Source organism: Stieleria tagensis, assembly GCF_024129865.1.
Classification (GTDB): Bacteria; Planctomycetota; Planctomycetia; order Pirellulales; family Pirellulaceae; genus Stieleria; species Stieleria tagensis.
The window spans coordinates 1-17,480 of sequence record NZ_JAMYFE010000158.1; the positions used below are offsets into that span (position 1 = coordinate 1).

The 17,480-nt window shown below is 56.2% G+C and carries 9 protein-coding genes; 6 read left to right on the plus strand and 3 right to left on the minus strand.

The features are described 5' to 3' along the window. Positions 1-872: 872 nt before the first annotated feature. Positions 873-2,990, minus strand: a complete 2,118-nt coding sequence (locus NHH03_RS27100; RefSeq protein ID WP_253161491.1) for a sigma 54-interacting transcriptional regulator — start codon at positions 2,988-2,990, stop codon at positions 873-875. A 427-nt stretch (positions 2,991-3,417) separates the two neighbouring features. Between NHH03_RS27100 and NHH03_RS27105 the strand changes: the two genes are divergently transcribed. Continuing rightward, entirely contained in the window at positions 3,418-4,761 is a 1,344-nt protein-coding gene (locus tag NHH03_RS27105; protein ID WP_253161492.1) for a DUF1598 domain-containing protein, read from the plus strand. Between the two features lie 223 nt (positions 4,762-4,984). On the opposite strand, the gene NHH03_RS27110 is transcribed toward NHH03_RS27105, so the two are convergent. Further along, complete coding sequence (locus NHH03_RS27110) at positions 4,985-5,629, minus strand: hypothetical protein (RefSeq protein WP_253161493.1); 645 nt, start codon at positions 5,627-5,629, stop codon at positions 4,985-4,987. A 113-nt stretch (positions 5,630-5,742) separates the two neighbouring features. On the opposite strand from NHH03_RS27110, the gene NHH03_RS27115 reads away from it, so the two are divergent. Next, positions 5,743-6,159: a VOC family protein gene (locus NHH03_RS27115; protein ID WP_253161494.1), complete on the plus strand. Its 417-nt coding sequence runs from the start codon at positions 5,743-5,745 to the stop codon at positions 6,157-6,159. Positions 6,160-6,306: 147 nt separating this feature from the next. Here the strand turns inward: NHH03_RS27115 and NHH03_RS27120 are convergent, their stop codons facing one another. Beyond that, positions 6,307-7,293 carry an SDR family oxidoreductase gene (locus NHH03_RS27120; protein ID WP_253161495.1) on the minus strand — a complete coding sequence of 329 codons (987 nt, stop codon included), beginning with the start codon at positions 7,291-7,293 and terminating at the stop codon, positions 6,307-6,309. Between the two features lie 595 nt (positions 7,294-7,888). Here NHH03_RS27120 and NHH03_RS27125 point away from each other — a divergent pair. The 4 genes from NHH03_RS27125 (at position 7,889) to NHH03_RS27140 (ending at position 17,399) form a co-directional block, all read left to right on the plus strand. Further along, the gene (locus NHH03_RS27125) at positions 7,889-10,477 is read left to right on the plus strand and encodes a polysaccharide biosynthesis tyrosine autokinase (RefSeq protein WP_253161496.1); all 2,589 of its coding nucleotides are present in this window, start codon (positions 7,889-7,891) and stop codon (positions 10,475-10,477) included. Positions 10,478-10,522: 45 nt separating this feature from the next. Further along, positions 10,523-12,424: an exosortase U gene (gene xrtU, locus NHH03_RS27130; protein ID WP_253161497.1), complete on the plus strand. Its 1,902-nt coding sequence runs from the start codon at positions 10,523-10,525 to the stop codon at positions 12,422-12,424. 1 nt (position 12,425) lies between these two features. Further along, positions 12,426-13,913: a tetratricopeptide repeat protein gene (locus tag NHH03_RS27135; protein ID WP_253161498.1), complete on the plus strand. Its 1,488-nt coding sequence runs from the start codon at positions 12,426-12,428 to the stop codon at positions 13,911-13,913. A gap of 390 nt (positions 13,914-14,303) precedes the next feature. Next, positions 14,304-17,399 (plus strand): TolC family protein, encoded by a 3,096-nt coding sequence (locus NHH03_RS27140; protein ID WP_253161499.1) that lies wholly within the window; start codon positions 14,304-14,306, stop codon positions 17,397-17,399. Positions 17,400-17,480 lie beyond the last annotated feature (81 nt).

Sequence of the window (17,480 nt, forward strand, 5' to 3'; positions counted from 1 at the left end):
GGCCGGTCCAGCTACGGTTGCAACGACGGAATCTGAACCGTGGCGTGGCCGGTCCAGCTACGGGGAATAGATGTTTTGGCCGAAGGTACGACGGGGTCTGTCCCCAGTGGGATCCCGTAGCTGATCCCGCCAGGGTTCAGTCGGCCTGGGCGGTACGGGGAATCTGAACCGTGGCCGGTCCAGCTACGGTTGCAACGACGGAATCTGAACCGTGGCGTGGCCGGTCCAGCTACGGGGAATAGATGTTTTGGCCGAAGGTACGACGGGGTCTGTCCCCAGTGGGGTCCCGTAGCTGATCCCGCCAGGGTTCAGTCGGCCTGGGCGGTACAGGGAATCTGAACCGTGGCCGGTCCAGCTACGGTTGCAACGACGGAATCTGATCCGTGGCGTGGCCGGTCCAGCTACGGGGAATAGATGTTTTGGCCGAAGGTACGACGGGGTCTGTCCCCAGTGGGGTCCCGTAGCTGATCCCGCCAGGGTTCAGTCGGCCTGGGCGGTACGGGGAATCTGAACCGTGGCCGGTCCAGCTACGGGGAATAGATGTTTTGGCCGAAGGTACGACGGGGTCTGTCCCCAGTGGGATCCCGTAGCTGATCCCGCCAGGGTTCAGTCAGCCTGGACGGTACGGGGAATCTGAACCGTGGCCGGTCCAGCTACGGGGAATAGATGTTTTGGCCGAAGGTACGACGGGGTCTGTCTCCAGTGGGATCCCGTAGCTGATCCCGCCAGGGTTCAGTCAGCCTGGGCGGTACAGGGAATCTGAACCGTGGCCGGTCCAGCTACGGTTGCAACGACGGAATCTGAACCGTGGCGTGGCCGGTCCAGCTACGGGGAATAGATGTTTTGGCCGAATGAGAATCGAGCGAGTTGATCTATGATTCGTCGTCTTTGACGAATCGTTTTAGCTTGCGATCCAATGTGCTGCGTTCGATTCCTAGGATCGATGCCGCGCGGCTTTTATTGCCATCGGTGTGCCGCAAGACGCGTTCGATGTGTGATCGTTCTAAATCCGCCAAAGACACGTCAACGGCGGAGGTGGATGCCGCAGCGGCCGACGAGTCTGTGTCGGCATGCTGTGCGGGTGTCAGCAATAAGTGCTTGGATTCGATTGATGTTCCGCTATTCAACACCACAGCGCGTTCGATCACATTTCGCAATTCGCGAATGTTTCCCGGCCAACGGTAGTCCAGCAGCATCGCCCGGGCTTCGTCACTGATCGACGTGATCCGCCGTCCCATCTGCAAGTTGAACTGCGACAAAAAATGTTCGGCCAACAGAATCACATCTGCGCCGCGTTTTCGCAGCGGCGGAACCAGGATTTCGACCACGTGTAGCCGATAGAACAGATCTTGCCGGAATTTGCCTTCGGCCACCATCGCTTGCAGGTCACGGTTGGTTGCCGCGACGACTCGCACATCCACTTTGATCGGTGATTGGCCGCCGACGCGTTCAAAGGGGTGGCCTTCGAGAACCCGCAAGAACTTGGCTTGGATTTCCGCGTCCATCTCGCCGATTTCATCCAGCATCAATGTGCCACCATCGGCGGCTTCAAATTTGCCTTGTTTGCGATCGGTGGCACCGGTGAAGGCACCTTTTTCGTGACCGAACAATTCGCTTTCCAACAGGGAAGGCGAAAGAGCGGCACAGTTCAAACAGACCAGCGGGCCGGAAGCGCGGCGGCTGGCGTGATGGATCGCCGACGCGACGAGTTCTTTGCCGACGCCGGATTCGCCTCGAACCAACACCGTCGCGCCGGTCGGCGCGGCCAACGCAATTTGTTCGCCGATGTCACGCACGGCGTCGCTTTGACCGACGATTTCGATCTTGCCGCCCAGTTGTTCCTGCAGCACTTTGATTTGTCGCTGCGAGCGGCGCAACGAGCGATCTAATTTGCCACGGACACGTAGGTTGCGTAGCGATTCGGCCAAGATTTCCGCAACGGCCAACACGAACTCCAGATCTCGCGGTGAAAAAACCGCTGCGGGGTCGGTGGTCAACAGGTGCAGCATGCCCAGCAACCGCTTCTCGCGATCTTTGACCGGTGCCAGGATCATGCTGACCGCGTCGACTTCGCCTTGGCTGTTCTCGGTCGCCAGCGTGCGATCGCCGGAAACGTTTCTCGCCAAGATGGCTTGTCCGTCGTCACCGATCACCGTCGCAATGGCGGTGTCGGCGGGACGGCGGTAACTGTTGGAGCCGGGTTTGCCGTCGGACGATTGACGCGTGGCGACCAGACTGATCCGGGCTAAATCGATAGCCGCATCGGCAGGGGACTTTTTGTCGGCGGGGCTGACCAGGTAGGCGCCCGCGCTGCGAAATGGGACAGCGACTGCCAGTCGATCCAGGACCAAATCGATGGCCGCCGCGGCGGTGTCGATTCCGGCCAGTTCAAACGCCAGTTGCAGCAACGCGCCGCGCGCCCGCTCCCGAGACAGCTCTGATTCACCGCGCAGCGGATCACAATGCAGGGGATCGCCGTGCAAATAGTCACTTTTCGCCCGTCGATCGGTGATCGATGCCGAGTCCATCGCCAGGGTCAGATTGTCTTCGGTCGCGCCAGCCGGTCGAGGCGGCGCGATCGGTCCGTCGGCGGATTGGATTTGGTGTACAAATTGGATTGAAAACCCGGCAATTTCAATTTTGTTGCCTTCGCGGAGCACGATCGGCTCGCGAATCGTTTGCCCGTCGACCCGCGTCCCGTTGCGGCTGCCCAAATCTTCGATCATCCAGCCCTCTTCGGCGGACCAGACCCGGGCGTGCTGGCGACTGGCTTTTTCGCTGCGAATCGAGATGTCATTGGAACTGGATCGCCCCAGAATCACCTGCATGGGGGCGGCAAGACGAAAAACGTCACTCCAGCGACCGGCGGATTGCAGCACCAAGTATCCACTCGGGATCCCGCTGGCGATCGATTCGAACGAGCCGCTGCCGTGGGTATCCCCCGATAGCGGAACGCCGCTAGACACGGAATCATCGGAATGCGATGGCATCGAAAGGCTGCTGTCGCTCAAGGTGCGTGTACTCCCAGGGGCCAAGGATGACTCGACGAGGTGCGATTGGGGCGGATTCCCGAAGTCTGACGACGGCGATTGCAAACATTTCGCCCTCGACACCCACGAATCGGGATCATCCGGCCGATTAGCAACTAGTATCTGATAGGAAACCAGCAATCTAACAACACGTCAGTCGCCGCGTTCCTCCATCAGTTTAACCTGTTCCAAGACACACCGGTTGCCGGGCAGGTCGTCACAACTGGGCGGAGGCTGCGGTCGAGCTTGCGACCAGAATCTGTGGCAACTATTCTTTAAGGTAGCCTCAGACCACTCTATCCCAGACTTTCCGCCGCTAGTTGACGCCCGCGCGCGTTGTAGATCGATCGGCGTCAACCAATCAAATTCCATTCGGAGTACTTTCTCGATGAAACTGAGCCAAGCTCGATTGATGATTGCGATGAGCTGTCTCGTTGCCGTCGCGACGTGGACCACTGCAGGCTTTAATAATGGTGGTGGCAATAATGTCGGTGGTGTCTCGATCGACCCAGCCGGCGTTGTTCGCTCCGCAACCGTCCAAGAAAACCAAGAGCTGTTGAACTTGTTGCGAAACGAGGTCACCGCTCCGGCTGGCGATTTGGCGACCGCAACCGATCTGCGAATGGTTTCGCTGGCCGGCCTGCAGGACGCGATCACCAGCGTCCGCCAATCCGGCGCTCGCCTGCCAGCCGAAATCCGCTATTTGGCGGGACTGACCAGCATTGAATACGTGTTGGTCGACAAAGAAAACAACGACCTGGTACTGGCCGGACCGGCCGAACCCTGGACGCTATCGGACACCGGCAGCATTGTCGGTAAAGACAGCGGCGCAGCGATTCTGCGACTGGAAGATTTAGTTGTCGCCCTCCGCAATGTCGAAAACGCTCGCGATCAAAGCATCAGTTGCTCGATCGAACCGACCGCCGAAGGCCGTCAACGGTTGAACGCCTTTCTGAGTCGTATGAAATTGCGTCCCGGTCAAAATCCTGCCGCATTCGAAGCCGGGATGAAGCAAGCGTTCGGCGCTCAACAGATTCGCCTGACCGGGATTCCAGCCACCAGCCGCTACGCCTGCACCTTGGTCGCGGCCGACTACCAAATGAAACGTTTGGCGATGGCACTCGAAGATTCGCCGGTCAAAGGCATGCCCAGCTACCTGCAGTTGTCGCGCAATGCGTCACACGCCGGAAACCAAAATCCGCGTTGGTGGATGGAATGCAATTACGACAGCTTGACCCGCAACGAAGCCGGTACGGTTTGGAAATTGACCGGGCAGGGCGTGAAAACGTTGACCGAGCAAGACGCGATCGAAGCCGATGGTCGTGTCACGGAAAGTCAATCGAAAGACAAGTTGGCTGAAAAATGGGCCACGAATATGACCGAGCGGTTTGAGGAACTGGCCAAGCAGATGCCGATCTTTGGCGATCTGCAAAATCTGATGGATTTGACGGTGGCGTCGACGTTGATTGTTCAAGAACAATTGGAGAATCGATCGGGTTTGGATCTGGCTGTGTTGCGTGATCAAGACGCGTTAGCGCCAATTGCGTTTGACGCACCGCAGACGATCGAGCCCGAATGCAGCTTTATCAAAGGTCGTAGCGGATGGGTCGTCACCGCGTCAGGCGGCGTATCTGTCAATGCGTTCCAAGTCGTGCATGATCAAAAGGTCGACACCAACCTGAGTGACAAGATTGCATCGACACGCAGCAGTTCCTGGTGGTGGAACAAGTAGGACCCACAGAATCGTCAACATCGCAGCCGGGGTGTGTTTCACGTTCCGGTTGCAGAAGGCCAGTACGACGCGCGTCAGCGAGGGGTTTCGACCACACTCGAAGTCCCTCGCTGTTGGTCGTAGCTGGGCCCGCCAGGGTTCAGTCGGTCTGAACCTTGGCTCTCTGAACCCTGGCGGACCCAGCTACGGAGACACCCGTCGGCTTGCGATCGGATCGCAACCGCTATTCTGCGGCTTCTGTCCGCTGTTCTTCTTCGGCTTGCTTTTTTGCGATTGCGTCTTTGTCTCGTTCCAGGAAGTCGCCGACGACTTGTTCTTCGCTCAGCCCGGCTTCGGCGAAACGCATCAGCCGACCCATCGTTTGTCGGTCGTACTTAAAATCGTCCATCACAAACTTCTTGGTCTTGCCATCGACTTGATACTGGATTTTGGCGATCCCTTTGGCATCCCACTTGCGTTTGTCGATTTGAGTGATGCTGTCGATCGGCACTTCTTGGCCGCTGCTGTTGCGGATCAGGCTCTCGTCGCCTTCGACCCACGTCCCTTGACCAGACATCCATTTCAGTAACGCCGGAATTCCCAGGATCCCGCACAGAATCGCCATCATGAATTGGCCGCCGATATCGTGCCCGATTTCTTCGGCGGATTTGTCCGGTGTTCTTGTCGGCCAGCCTTTTTCGGCCGCCAGTGTTTTCCAGGCCTCGCGACGGCCTTCCTCGGGCAATTTCTCATACGCGTCGGCGATGGTCATCTGGTGAGGGTAGCCGATCAATCCGTCATACAGGCACCAGCCAGCGAAGGCCAGGCAGCCGAGGAAAACCCACAGGAATTTGCGGAAAAACGGTTGGTGGACTTCGGCACGAATCATCAAATTATTTCCCGTGGGCGTATTGCAAGCGACTGCAGCATTATGGTCTAGAACGGTTTAGCGAACAGACCTCTCTGTATTGTTCCTTCCACCGGCCTTCCAAGGGAAACCGCATGACGCCAGATCCGCTCTTTCGTCAACTTGATCACATCGCGATCGTTGTTCGTGACACTGACCAGGCATTGACGTTTTATCGTGACACGCTCGGGTTGCCGGTTGTCTGCAGCGAAGTGATCCCGACAGGGAATGTGCGGCTAACACATTTGGACATGGGCAACGTCCATCTGCAGTTGGTGCAACCGTTGACTGCGGATCATCCGTTGCAATCGCATCTGGATCAGCACGGCGAGGGATTGCATCACCTGTGTTTTCAAACGGACGACGTCGCGGAAAGCGTCGCGCAGTTGCCCGAACGCGGTTTGAGTCCCAAGTCGCCGACTCCGCACGACGCTCCACGGGGCCGCAAGGCCGCCTTTATCGACCCGGAATCCACACGAGGCGTGATCTGGGAAATGACCGGCCCGATGTGATCGGCGTTTGAGCATTGCATTGCCCCGAGCTGTTTCCCGTCGCTGATCCCGCCAGGGTTCAGGCAGTGTTGTATCCCTGCCGGCCGGCGTTTGGCGGGGCTGAACCCTGGCGGGCCCAGCTACGAAACTGACTGTTCCGCTCAATTCTCAACAGATTGATCGATAGTACTGCACGCTCTGCTGGAGACCGCTGGCCATGTCGACATCGGCTTCGAAATGCAAGCGTGTTCGGGCTTGAGTGATATCGCCTAATGAGTCTTTGATATCGCCCAATCGCGGTGGGTCGTGGATCGGCTGGATGTCTTGCCCCAGGATCTCTCGCAGCATCGTCAACAAATCCAGCAGCGTTGTCCGTTGGCCTTGTCCGATGTTGAAGATGCCGCCGTTGACGTCGGCCACGCTGGCCGCCAACAAGTTGGCTTTGGCGACATCACGAACAAAGACAAAGTCACGTGATTGAGATCCGTCGCCATAAATCGTTGGCCGTTGACCGCTTAGAATCATCGAGACGAATCGTGGAATCACGGCGCTGTATTCGCTTTGAGGATCTTGGCGAGGCCCAAAGACATTGAAATAGCGCAAGATCACCGTTTCGATTTCAGCCGTTCGCGAGAAGGATTGAAGGTACGCCTCGGCCGAAAGTTTGGACGCGGCGTAGGGCGACATGGGAGCCGGCGGATCGGATTCGCGTTTACTAACAAACGGCGAATCGCCGTAGACGGCACTGGTGCTCGAAAGCACCATCCGCCGCACGCCGGCGGCCTCAGCGGCGGCCAACAAATTAATGGTGCTTGTGGCACACCAGGCATGGCAGAGTGCGGGTTCACGCATGCTGCGGGGCACGCTGGCCATCGCAGCGAGATGGAAAATCGTGTCGCAACCGGCAACGGCCTGGTCGACGACGGCGGGGTCCGAGGCGTCGCCCTGGACGATTTCGACACTTGGATTTTCACGAACATGGTCCAAGTTGTGTTGGAATCCCGTGCTGAAATTATCCAGAACGCGCACGCTGGCGTTCTGTGCCAACAGGGCATCGATCAGGTGTGATCCGATGAATCCCGCCCCCCCAGTGACCAGGCAAGTGGCTCCGCCAAGAGGGCGTGCATTCGTGGGAAGGATGATTGGGGCGGTCATAGGGAACTAACTGAGTGGGAGTGTGTCAAAAGATGGGCGGGTTCAGGACAACCATTCGGCTAGGTGTCGTCTGAATGGTGCCGAGAATCCACTGTTTTGTAAACAACCAGGGATGGATTGATGACGCCGATTTCTCAGACCACGGGGACTTTTTGCAATTTCGAAAACGCAATATCGCTATGGTAAATCCCAGTTCAGGGTTAAACTATGACGACACGGGTTCAGGGAAAGTGATTGAGAGTTCTCTCAATCCGGGCTTTGGCGGCCAATCCAACACGACGCGCACCCGCGCTCGATTTAGCAGGAACTCGACGCGTCCGCGAGAGATTCGGGCAACATGCCGAATCCACTGCTGACGCGCCGATTGTGATTTGCGCCGCTGCTGTGCCGACGTTGCGGAAGATCAGTAACGTTGCGGAAGATCAGCCGGTAGCGGTTAAAACGAAGGTCATAAAATACCTACGCCGCAAAGATTCTCCAGCCGAACCTAGTTTCGATGGCAATGATTGCAACCAGTCTGCTCGCGGCATGCCGCTGATCAGACTTGCACACCGGATCACCTCCCACGCTCTGCCGAATAACTTCCACTCGCACGATGATTGCAGAACACACTTCGACACCGCGGTCGAGCCGTAGAAATTCCCAAGCCTCCTCGTCCTCATCGAGCCAGGCGACCGCGCAGACATTGGACGTACTTGGCGCGCTGTGGCGATATCGCTGGGCAGTGATTCTGCCCTCGATCGTGTTCGGTGTGATCGGTTTTATCGTTTATTTGCAAACCGACGAGACGTTTCGTAGTAGCACTCGATTGATGGTCGAATCGAACCGACCGCCGATCTTTGATGCAATGACCGGCGAAGTCGTTGGCGGGATCCCGGATATCGAAGTGTTGGAAGCGCAACTCTACAGCGATACCGTTGCAGAGATGGCGTACAACAACCCCAAGATGCTGCCGTTCCAAGCGCTGTATGAAAACAATAAGCGAACCTTCATCACGGAAGTCCAGCAACAGCTGAGTCTGGAACCGGAAGTCACAGACGTGAAATCCGCCCAGTCGTTGATCACGCAAATGCATTTCGACAGCCCCAACACAGAACTGTGCGAAGCGGCGATCGTTTCCTACAGCCACGCACTTCAGGAATACTACAATGAGCGGCACAAGAGCAACCAAGGCAACCTGGTTGATCTGATCGGTGATGCGCTTGGAAAGGTGGGGCCTGAGTTGAAGAAGTTAGACGAGGAATACAGCGCGTTCCGCAGCAAGGCGCCCTTGTCGTGGGACACGGAAGGCAAAGCGATCAATCCGCATCGCGAACAGCAGCAATACCTGACCCAACGACGCGCGTCGCAATGGGAGATTTTGCGGCACGAACAAACGACACTTGAGTCGATGCAGATTGTGGCCAAGCAAACCGATGACCCGCGAATCACGCTGAACGTGATGAGCGAGTTGTTGGGTGTAAAAGTGAGTTCGATCGCAGACCGTCGCGAGCCCGATCCGATCGTCGGTGACAGTTTGTTGGCCGAGATCGACCTCGAGAAAGAATTGCTGCCGCTGATCATTCAACGCAATACCAATGAACGACAGTTCGGGGCTGAACACCCAACGGTCAAAGCGCTGGATGCGGAGCTCGACACGATGCGAACCGAGCTGTTGCGATTGGTGCGTGAGCAGGCCGATCGGGTGACAAAACTCCGCCAGGATTGGTACCAGGATTTGGGCGATCCGATCAAACGCGCCAAAGACACTGTCGATGCGGTGATCTATTCTCACCAAGCTAAAGTCAAAATGCTGCAAGCTTACATCGAAGAACTCGATGAACAGATCGGGTTCGAGAAAGCCGAGGCGGCTGAAGTTGCAAAGTTCGAACAGGAAAATGACCGCATGCTGCGTGAGATCGCCCAGCATCGCGAACTGGTCGAGCAACTGCAAGAAAACATGCGTCGCGCCAGCCTGTCGGACAAAGAAAGCGTGACCCAGGTCGTCGAATTGTGGGCGCCCACACGTGCCTACCTGGTTGGACCGAGTCTTTTGAAAATGGCCGGGCTGGGAACTTTTCTGGGAATGTTGCTTGGCAGCGGTCTGGCATTGCTGTTGGAAAAGAACGCCAACACCTTCCGCGACCCCAACGAAATCAGTTCACAACTGGGTGTGGCCATCTTGGCTCACGTCCCGTTCTTCCGCGGTAAGCGACGCAAGACCAAGAAGGGCGAAGTCGATCCCTACAAGACACTGTCGACCGATTTGGCGGTCGTTCACCAGCCGTCGTCGATCGCTGCCGAAGCCATCCGTTCCTTGCGGACCGCAGTATTCTTTGACACCAATTCGATCAGCGGCGGCAAGGTGATTCAGGTTACCAGCCCGTTGCCCGGCGACGGTAAAAGTACTGTGGCTTGTAATCTGGCCTGCTCAATCGCCCAAAGCGGCAAGCGTGTATTGGCGATCGATTGTGACCTGCGGCGGCCTCAACTGACCGATAACTTTGACAGTGACCACAAAGAGGGGCTGACCAACGTTCTGAACGGTCAATGCGACCCGCTTGATGCGGCTCATGCCACGCCGCTACCAAACCTGTCGATCATGCCCTGTGGTCCGATTCCATCCAATCCGGCGGAAGCCCTGTCGCTGCCGCTGATGAATGAGTTATTGAACTACCTGCGTGAACACTTCGACTACATCATTCTGGACACGCCGCCGTTATTGGTGGTGACCGACCCCAGCATCACGGCCAGCATGGCGGACGCGTTGATCCTGACGCTTCGTATTCGTCGCAAGAGCAAACCCAATGCACGCGAAGCACTGAACATCTTGAACGGTGTAGGAGCCAACGTCCTGGGGATCGTGATCAACAATTCCGACGAAGCTGGCAACAGCGATGGCTACCGCGGCTACGGTTACTACAAATACGGCAGCTACGGAGGACAATACTATCGCCGCAATGGCCAACCCTCGGGAACCAGCGTGCTGGTCAGTGGCAGCGCGTCGCTGCAACATTCACGCAACGGATCAAATGGGAAACCGCCAGCACCACACAAGAATGGCACCGCATCGGCAAAAGCGACCAAGCCCAAGTCGGCTAAAATCAAGGGATCCGGAACGTTGCTGGTTGATCCGCCGAATCACCGTCAAAAATCCGAGGGGCCGGCCGATTCGTCCGGCGGCACTCCTGATTTTGACGACTGATCTCGACTGACTTTTTCCTTTCTCTGACACCCATGATACGTGACAATGGCGACCGTTGATTCGACCGGCCAAGCGACGTCGATGCCAGCCGAATCACCGCAAGTTGATTTGACCGGTTCCGTCGAACAAGGTCCCAATCCGCTGTGGCGATGGTTTTGGCTAGGGCTGTTCTTGGCAACCGCTCCGTTACTGATTCCCTATTTCGTCAACTTGTGGGGCAATCCAACCTATCGCTATTTTCCGTTCGCAATCGCGGCGGTCGGCTGGTTGGCCTACACACGCAGCGACCAGCAATTCTATGCCCCACGCGGTTGGCTGAGTTGGGCCGCGATCGGGCTGGCGTTGTTCTTGGTTGTCGCGGGCACGATTTTTCAATTCAGTCTGTTTGCTGCGGTCGCGATGGTGTTGATCGCTGCAGCCATGCTGCACGCGATGCGAGGACCGGACGATGCCTCGCTGCTGATTCTGGTATTGCCGCTGGCGACGGTAGTGCAACTGTTGCGGTTTGATGCATTGCTGGTCCGATCGCTCCAGAACGTCACGACCTGGATGTCCAGTGTCCTCTTAGATGGAATCGGCTGGTTCGACAGCCTGCCATTTCTGAGTGGTTTTGCAGTGCCACATGCGGTTGCCAACAACATCATTCAGCTGTCCGATCGCGAGCTGTTCGTCGCCGAAGCCTGTAGCGGTATTCAATCTGTATTCACGCTGGGTTTTTTGGCGTGCCTGGTGATCGCCGTTCGCCGTCGACGATTTTGGATGACACCGATCTATTTGCTGATCGCTTGCATGCTGGCGGTGTTCGCCAACGTCATACGTGTCACCGTTGTTGCGCTGGCGGCCAGCTGGTACGAGATCGATCTGGCACACGGATGGTCGCACGACCTTTTGGGCTACATTGCACTGGCAGTGGCCGCAGCCTTTTTGCTGTCGTTCGATTTTTTGGTCGCCACCGTACTGCACCGAGTCCCTGAGGAATCAGAGTTCAATCCCGTCGTTGCGACTTGGAATTATTTTTCGCTGCAACCAGATGAGATGGACGGGAACCGCGGCAGCCAACGCAATCTGGCTGAACTGAGTGCTCGCGACAAGCAGAGCATGATTTTTCAGTTCACGCAAAAATTGATTCAAAACCGCACCGTTCAAGGCGCATTTGTCGGTGTGATGGGGTTGTTGTGCCTGGCGTCGCTGGCACAAGTGATTCTGTCTCGCAAGCCGGCTGACATGGTCCGTAGCGATAAAGCGTTGGTATACGATCCACCCGGGGATCTGCTGGATGATTCGCTAGACGAATTGACCGTCGTCGGTCACTCGTCCAATCGGGGATTCGAAAACCCGCGACTCGGTGCCAATTCGGACATCTGGGAATGCCAGTGGGACGGAATCACAGCACAGTTTGTACTCAGCCAGCCCTATCAAGGCTGGCATGAATTGTGTGACTGCTATGAACGATTGGATTGGATGTTGCTAGACCGTGACATTCAGTCACCGGAAGATTTCGAGCACCTGGAAATCACAGAGAATAGCTCCGACGCACTCAAATCGACCTATGTGGTCGCGCGTTTTAAACGACCGCCCAGTCAGCATGCTTACCTGTTATTTGCCGGAATCGGCAGCGATGGAACATTCGTGGATGCCCCAGATAGCTTTGCGGCGTTCACGCACAGAGTTTGGAATCGCATTGATACAACAGGCGTCTGGGATCAAAACGAAGTCATCATGTTGCAAATGTGGATTACATCGGCTGAAAAGATTCATCCCCGTCGGCTGCAAAAGTTGGAAGAAGAATTTGTAGCGGTGCGGGGCCGAATCGGCGCCGCAATCGCTGAAAACGCAGGTCGCTTGGTTCCACAGCAAGCATCCAATCATTCCAAACCTGTGTTTCAGCTGGTCGGGAAGAATGACCGGGTGGACGATCCTTCCGTATCCGCCAAGGAGGTGAACTGAGATGCATTTTTTAAGCCCGTTCACCTGGTTTCACTGGATCGGAGAATTTATCCGAGTTTGGTTCTTGGGGATCCCTTGGCGAGACGCGCCCAAAGCGATCCCTGCGATCATCTTGATGATCGTGTTGTTTACGACGGGATTCATCGCGTTCAATAACGGTGCCGGTTGGCGAAATCGACTGCTGGAAAAACAGTTGGACGTGTCGTTGGAGAGAGAGGATTATCCGACAGCAGAAATCGTGGTTCGTCGGCAATTGGAAGCCGACCCCAATAACCCAGATCTAATTTATCGGTTCGCTGGCATCCGAGAGGCTCAAGCGTTTACCGAAGAAGCGACGGTGTTGATGAAGCAGTTGATGCGTCGTCGTCACGTGCCCGCAGCGAAGTGGTTGTTGAGCTACGAATTCAAAGGCAAGCAATGGACGGCGCTGGATGAAGAACAGCGACAAGATTATGGGTTGTGCCTGCAATTGCTACATGAGAAAGAACCGGACAATCTTCCGGTGGTCAGAATGTATGCAGAGTACTTGTTGGCCAACCAACGCTACGCATCGGCCATTCCATTGCTGCTGCAGCTCTCCAAGTACGAGCCGATGTTAGGGCTGGAAGCCGCTCGTGTGGCACGCCAAATCGGAGAATTTGATGCCGCAAAGAAATATGCCCGCAATGCCATGGGGACGGTCGTTGAAATGGCAAAAGACGATCCGACCAATGCCAGGTTGGCGATGGCGGTAGCGCGCAATCAATTGTTCCTGGACGAACACTTGCAGGCTATTCACACGCTCAAAACCAGTGCCGGTGTAGCCAAGACGAAAGAAGACCGGAATATGTTGACTCAGGCGATCGGTGAAGCGATCGTTCAGTACATCAACAAAATCAATGTGTCGCCGTCGAACACCATCAAGCAGCGGCTTCGGATTTTCGAAATGTTGAATGTGGCGGTCAAGATTGCGCCCAACAACTCTAGCGTGATCAGCATGGTCGCCGATCACGTCTTGAACAGCCTGCAGGAAACGGATCAAGAGTTGGTTAGCGTTCGTGAAGCATTGATCAACGGCGCGGGAGAAGGCATCGCACATTTCATTCGCGGCACCGCCGCGCTGATGAAAGAAGACCAAAAGTTGGCAGAGCTGCATTTGGGATTGGCTGCCGAATTGATGCCGCGTAGCGGCGCGATCCTAAACAATCTGGCCGTCGCCTTGGCAATGCGCGAGAATCCAGATTTTGAGAAAGCGTTGCAGGTTTCGAGTGCTGCGATCGAGCAGGTCGGCGAGCCGACACCACATTTCTATGAAACCCGTGGGCAGATCTTGTTTCGGATGGGGCGACTGCGAGAAGCGATCCCCGATTTGGAACGCACGCTCGTCGAACCGAGCTTGGCTGGAAAATCCCACAGAATGCTAGCAGACTGTTACGACAAAGTCGGTGATACCGAATTGGCATCCTCCCACCGTCAAGCCGCAAATCAACTCGCCAAAGTAGCCCAGTAGTCCAGCAACCTGGCGCCAACCCAGTAGGCCAGGCGCAACCCGGCGCCACCAACCCAGTAGGCCAGGTGCAACCTGGCGCCACAGATCCCAGCGACAGGGTTATGAAGTTGCGTTGAGCGAAGCTGCATGATTCTCTCCAGGGAGAGTGAAGAGTTCGACGTCGCAATTTGTCGATCCATTTGAGTTGAAACGGCAGTTTAGCGCTGGCTTCAAAACTCACGCGGCGGATTACACCTATCCATTGCCGATCAGCTGAGCCATTTCCCGTAGGCTGCAAAGTCGACCTGAGTTACCAGACTCGCACAGTCCGGGAAAACGTCACATTGCGCAGTGTGCTGTCCGATCTGTTCCGATAGGTCATGCCATCACTCCAGCGGAAGCGACAGCAAATTGAATCGGATTTCAGTTTTTTTCGGATTGGATCGTCGACTTGTACTGCGTGTGTCGTCGTTACTGGCCGTCGGTACGATCGCACTGGTGCCGGGGTGTAGCCGCAAGTACTACCGTGTGCAAGCGGATCAAGACGTCGCGGCAATCTATCAGCAGAAGCGATGCGAAGAAAACTACACGCTGCCACCGCTGCCTGGAATTCAGGTGGATCCTCGATCACGGCTCTATGATCCCTCGCCGCCAGACTGTCCAGCGTTGCCGGTCCCGGTGCCACAATTGAATGATTACCAGTTGCCCCCGCTGGCAACGGGTGATCCGAGTGCGTCAATTGCGGCTGCACCCTCTGCCGATTCGCCAGCTGCTGAAATGCCGACCATCGAGATGCCCGCCGGCGATTCGGACATGGAATTAATCCCGGCGACCGAAGGCATCCCGGATGATCCCCAGATGTTGGAACTCAATCCGGCCGAACCAGCGCCGATTGAACCACTGCCGCAGGCACAGCAAGAGCTGCCACAGATTCAGCCGGTATCGGGGATCGAGCGATTGCCACCGGTTCACACGGATCTCGAACTGTCTCCTGAAAAGCTACAAACTGAGGCCAACGAGCCCGCGCAGTTGGCCGAACTGATTCGGTTCCAGGCCGATCAGGCAGGCGGCATTCTGGAGTCCGATGAAACGTCCGGGAGCACTGCGGCATCGGAGGATCAGGAATCCTCCGATGCCGATGGAACCGCAGCCGACGGACCCGCCACACAAAACGGGTTGCGGATCGTGCCGATTCCACAAGAGTATTGGGGACGATTGCCCGAATCCTGCGTTCCGCGGATGTTGGAGTTTGATTCGGTACAGCAAGAATTCTACCGTTCCTTCCCCAAGGACGGATCGGAGTTAGCAGCGAGCTTTCAAAGTGACGCGCCGCGTTTGACGCTGCCCAATATTGTGGAATTGGCGACTCTCAACAGCCGCGAATACCAGACTCAGAAAGAGCGTCTGTACCGCGTCGCATTGTCGTTGACGTTAGAACGCTACCAATACGTGTTGCGTCCGACCGCTCGCGGCAACGGAACCGATCTCAACTACTCTCACGTCCGTGTGGGCGGGACGACTATCAATGGATTAGGCATTCCCACGGAAGTTGCGGTACGAAAAACCACGGCCACTGCGGGCCAATTCTTGGCTCGTTTCGCCAACGAGGTGGTGTTGACGTTCAACGGGCCACAGGGATTCTCCGCCAATGTGGCTTCGGATCTGTTCTTTGAATTTCAGCAATCGATTTTTCAGCGCGACGTGGTCTTCGAGAACCTGACCCAAGCCGAGCGAGATGTGATCTATGCGGCGCGTGATTTAGTGCGTTATCGCCGTGGGATGTTTGTTGATTTGGCCAGTCGCTACTACCGGCTATTGCAAACCTACCGAAGTATCGAGATCAGTACGCAAGACTATTTCAGTAACCTGAGGGCATTTCTTCAAGGACGCGCGGAATATCTGCAGGCGGGGCGGATCCCGCGGCTGCAGGTGGACCAGTTCGAACAGAATGCCCTGCGCAGCCGCAGCTCGTTGGTCCGGAACTGTAATGATCTGGAGTCCGACCTGGATGGGTTGAAGTTGATGATCGGTTTGCAACCTGAAATGCCATTGAACATCAATTTGGATGAATTGGAGTCGTTGACCAATAGCGATGAACTGACGGTCACACGTCAGCTGGTCAGTCGAACGAAGCAAACCTTGCTGGATGCGTCTGAGAACCGATTGGACGATCGAGATGCAGCCGTCAACGGTGCGACAGTGTTGATCAATCGGCTGGCTGATTCATTGCGGATTCGACGGGAAATCGAAGGCAATCGACAAGCCACCGAGGACGAGTTGATGACCGAGCAGATTGGCCGTCGATTAGCGCTCTTAGAAGCTCGGCTTCAGGGGGACCAACTGGAAGCGATTCGGGATCGGGAACTGCAATCGGATCTGCCGCCGAGGCCGCTGATCCAATTTGCCCGGACGCTGGATTTGATCGAAGCACGGTTGCTGCAGTCTCAGCGGGCCCTGCAAACTCAAACTCCCGTAGGTTCCACAGCGGATCTCGAGCGAACACTGCAGGACTATCAAGACGAGTTGGCAGACTTGCGGCAGCAATGGGAGCAAACCATTGAAACACGTGAATTAGATCGATTGCCAGTTCTGGTTGGCCTAGCAAACAACCTGCTCGAGCGAACCGTTGCATTGGCGGGTGAAAGTGTCGGCGAATTGTTGCCGGCCGATGCCACCGAATTGGAAGCGTTAATCCTGCAGACGGTCAACGATGCGATCGAATTGGTCGACCGGGTGGAATCCAGTCAAGTCGGTGGTCTGGACGATGCCGAGATCGACGGTGATGAGGCAATGTTGTTGGCACTCTATCAACGCCTGGATTTAATGAACGTTCGCGGCGAATTGGCTGACGCACGCCGTCAGATCAAGTTGCGGGCGGACGACTTGCGTGCAATTCTGGACATTCGCGCTGCTCATGTGCTGCGAACCGACAGTGGGGCGAATCAGCCCTTTGACTTCACGTTTGATGACAGCACCACGCAACTCAGTCTGGCACTCGACACGCCGCTGAACCGGCGTCGTGAGCGGAACAACTATCGTTCGGCACTGATCAACTACAATGCGTCTCGGCGGGCATTGATCGAACAGGAAGACACGATCAAGTTCGGAGTCCGTAACGACCTGCGTCAGTTGCGTTTACGGCGAAACCAATACGAGATCGCGGTGGCTTCCGCTGCATTGGCGTATGAGCGAGTAGTCAGCACGCGGTTGCAATTGCAATTGGCGGTCGGCAATGTCGTCGCACGTGACTTTTTGGAGGCCCAGCAGGCCTACACGTCGGCGTTGAGTGCGGTGGCCAGCGAACACATCTCATTCATTCTCAGCCGAATCGATTTGTTCCTGGACACCGAATCGATTCGATTGGATACCAATGGCTATTGGACCGGCACCACCGAGGAATCGTTGGCATTGCCACCGCGTCCGGACTTCTATGATGCCAACCCGAATCCCTACGGACGGCTGCCGGCATTCCTGCACTACAGCGAAGAAGTTCGACGCAATCATTAGTGATCTGTGACTGGCTCGTTTCAGTCCGATTGAAGAATCGTACGCCCTCAATCCCATCTTTACGCCAACGGCGTTCAATAG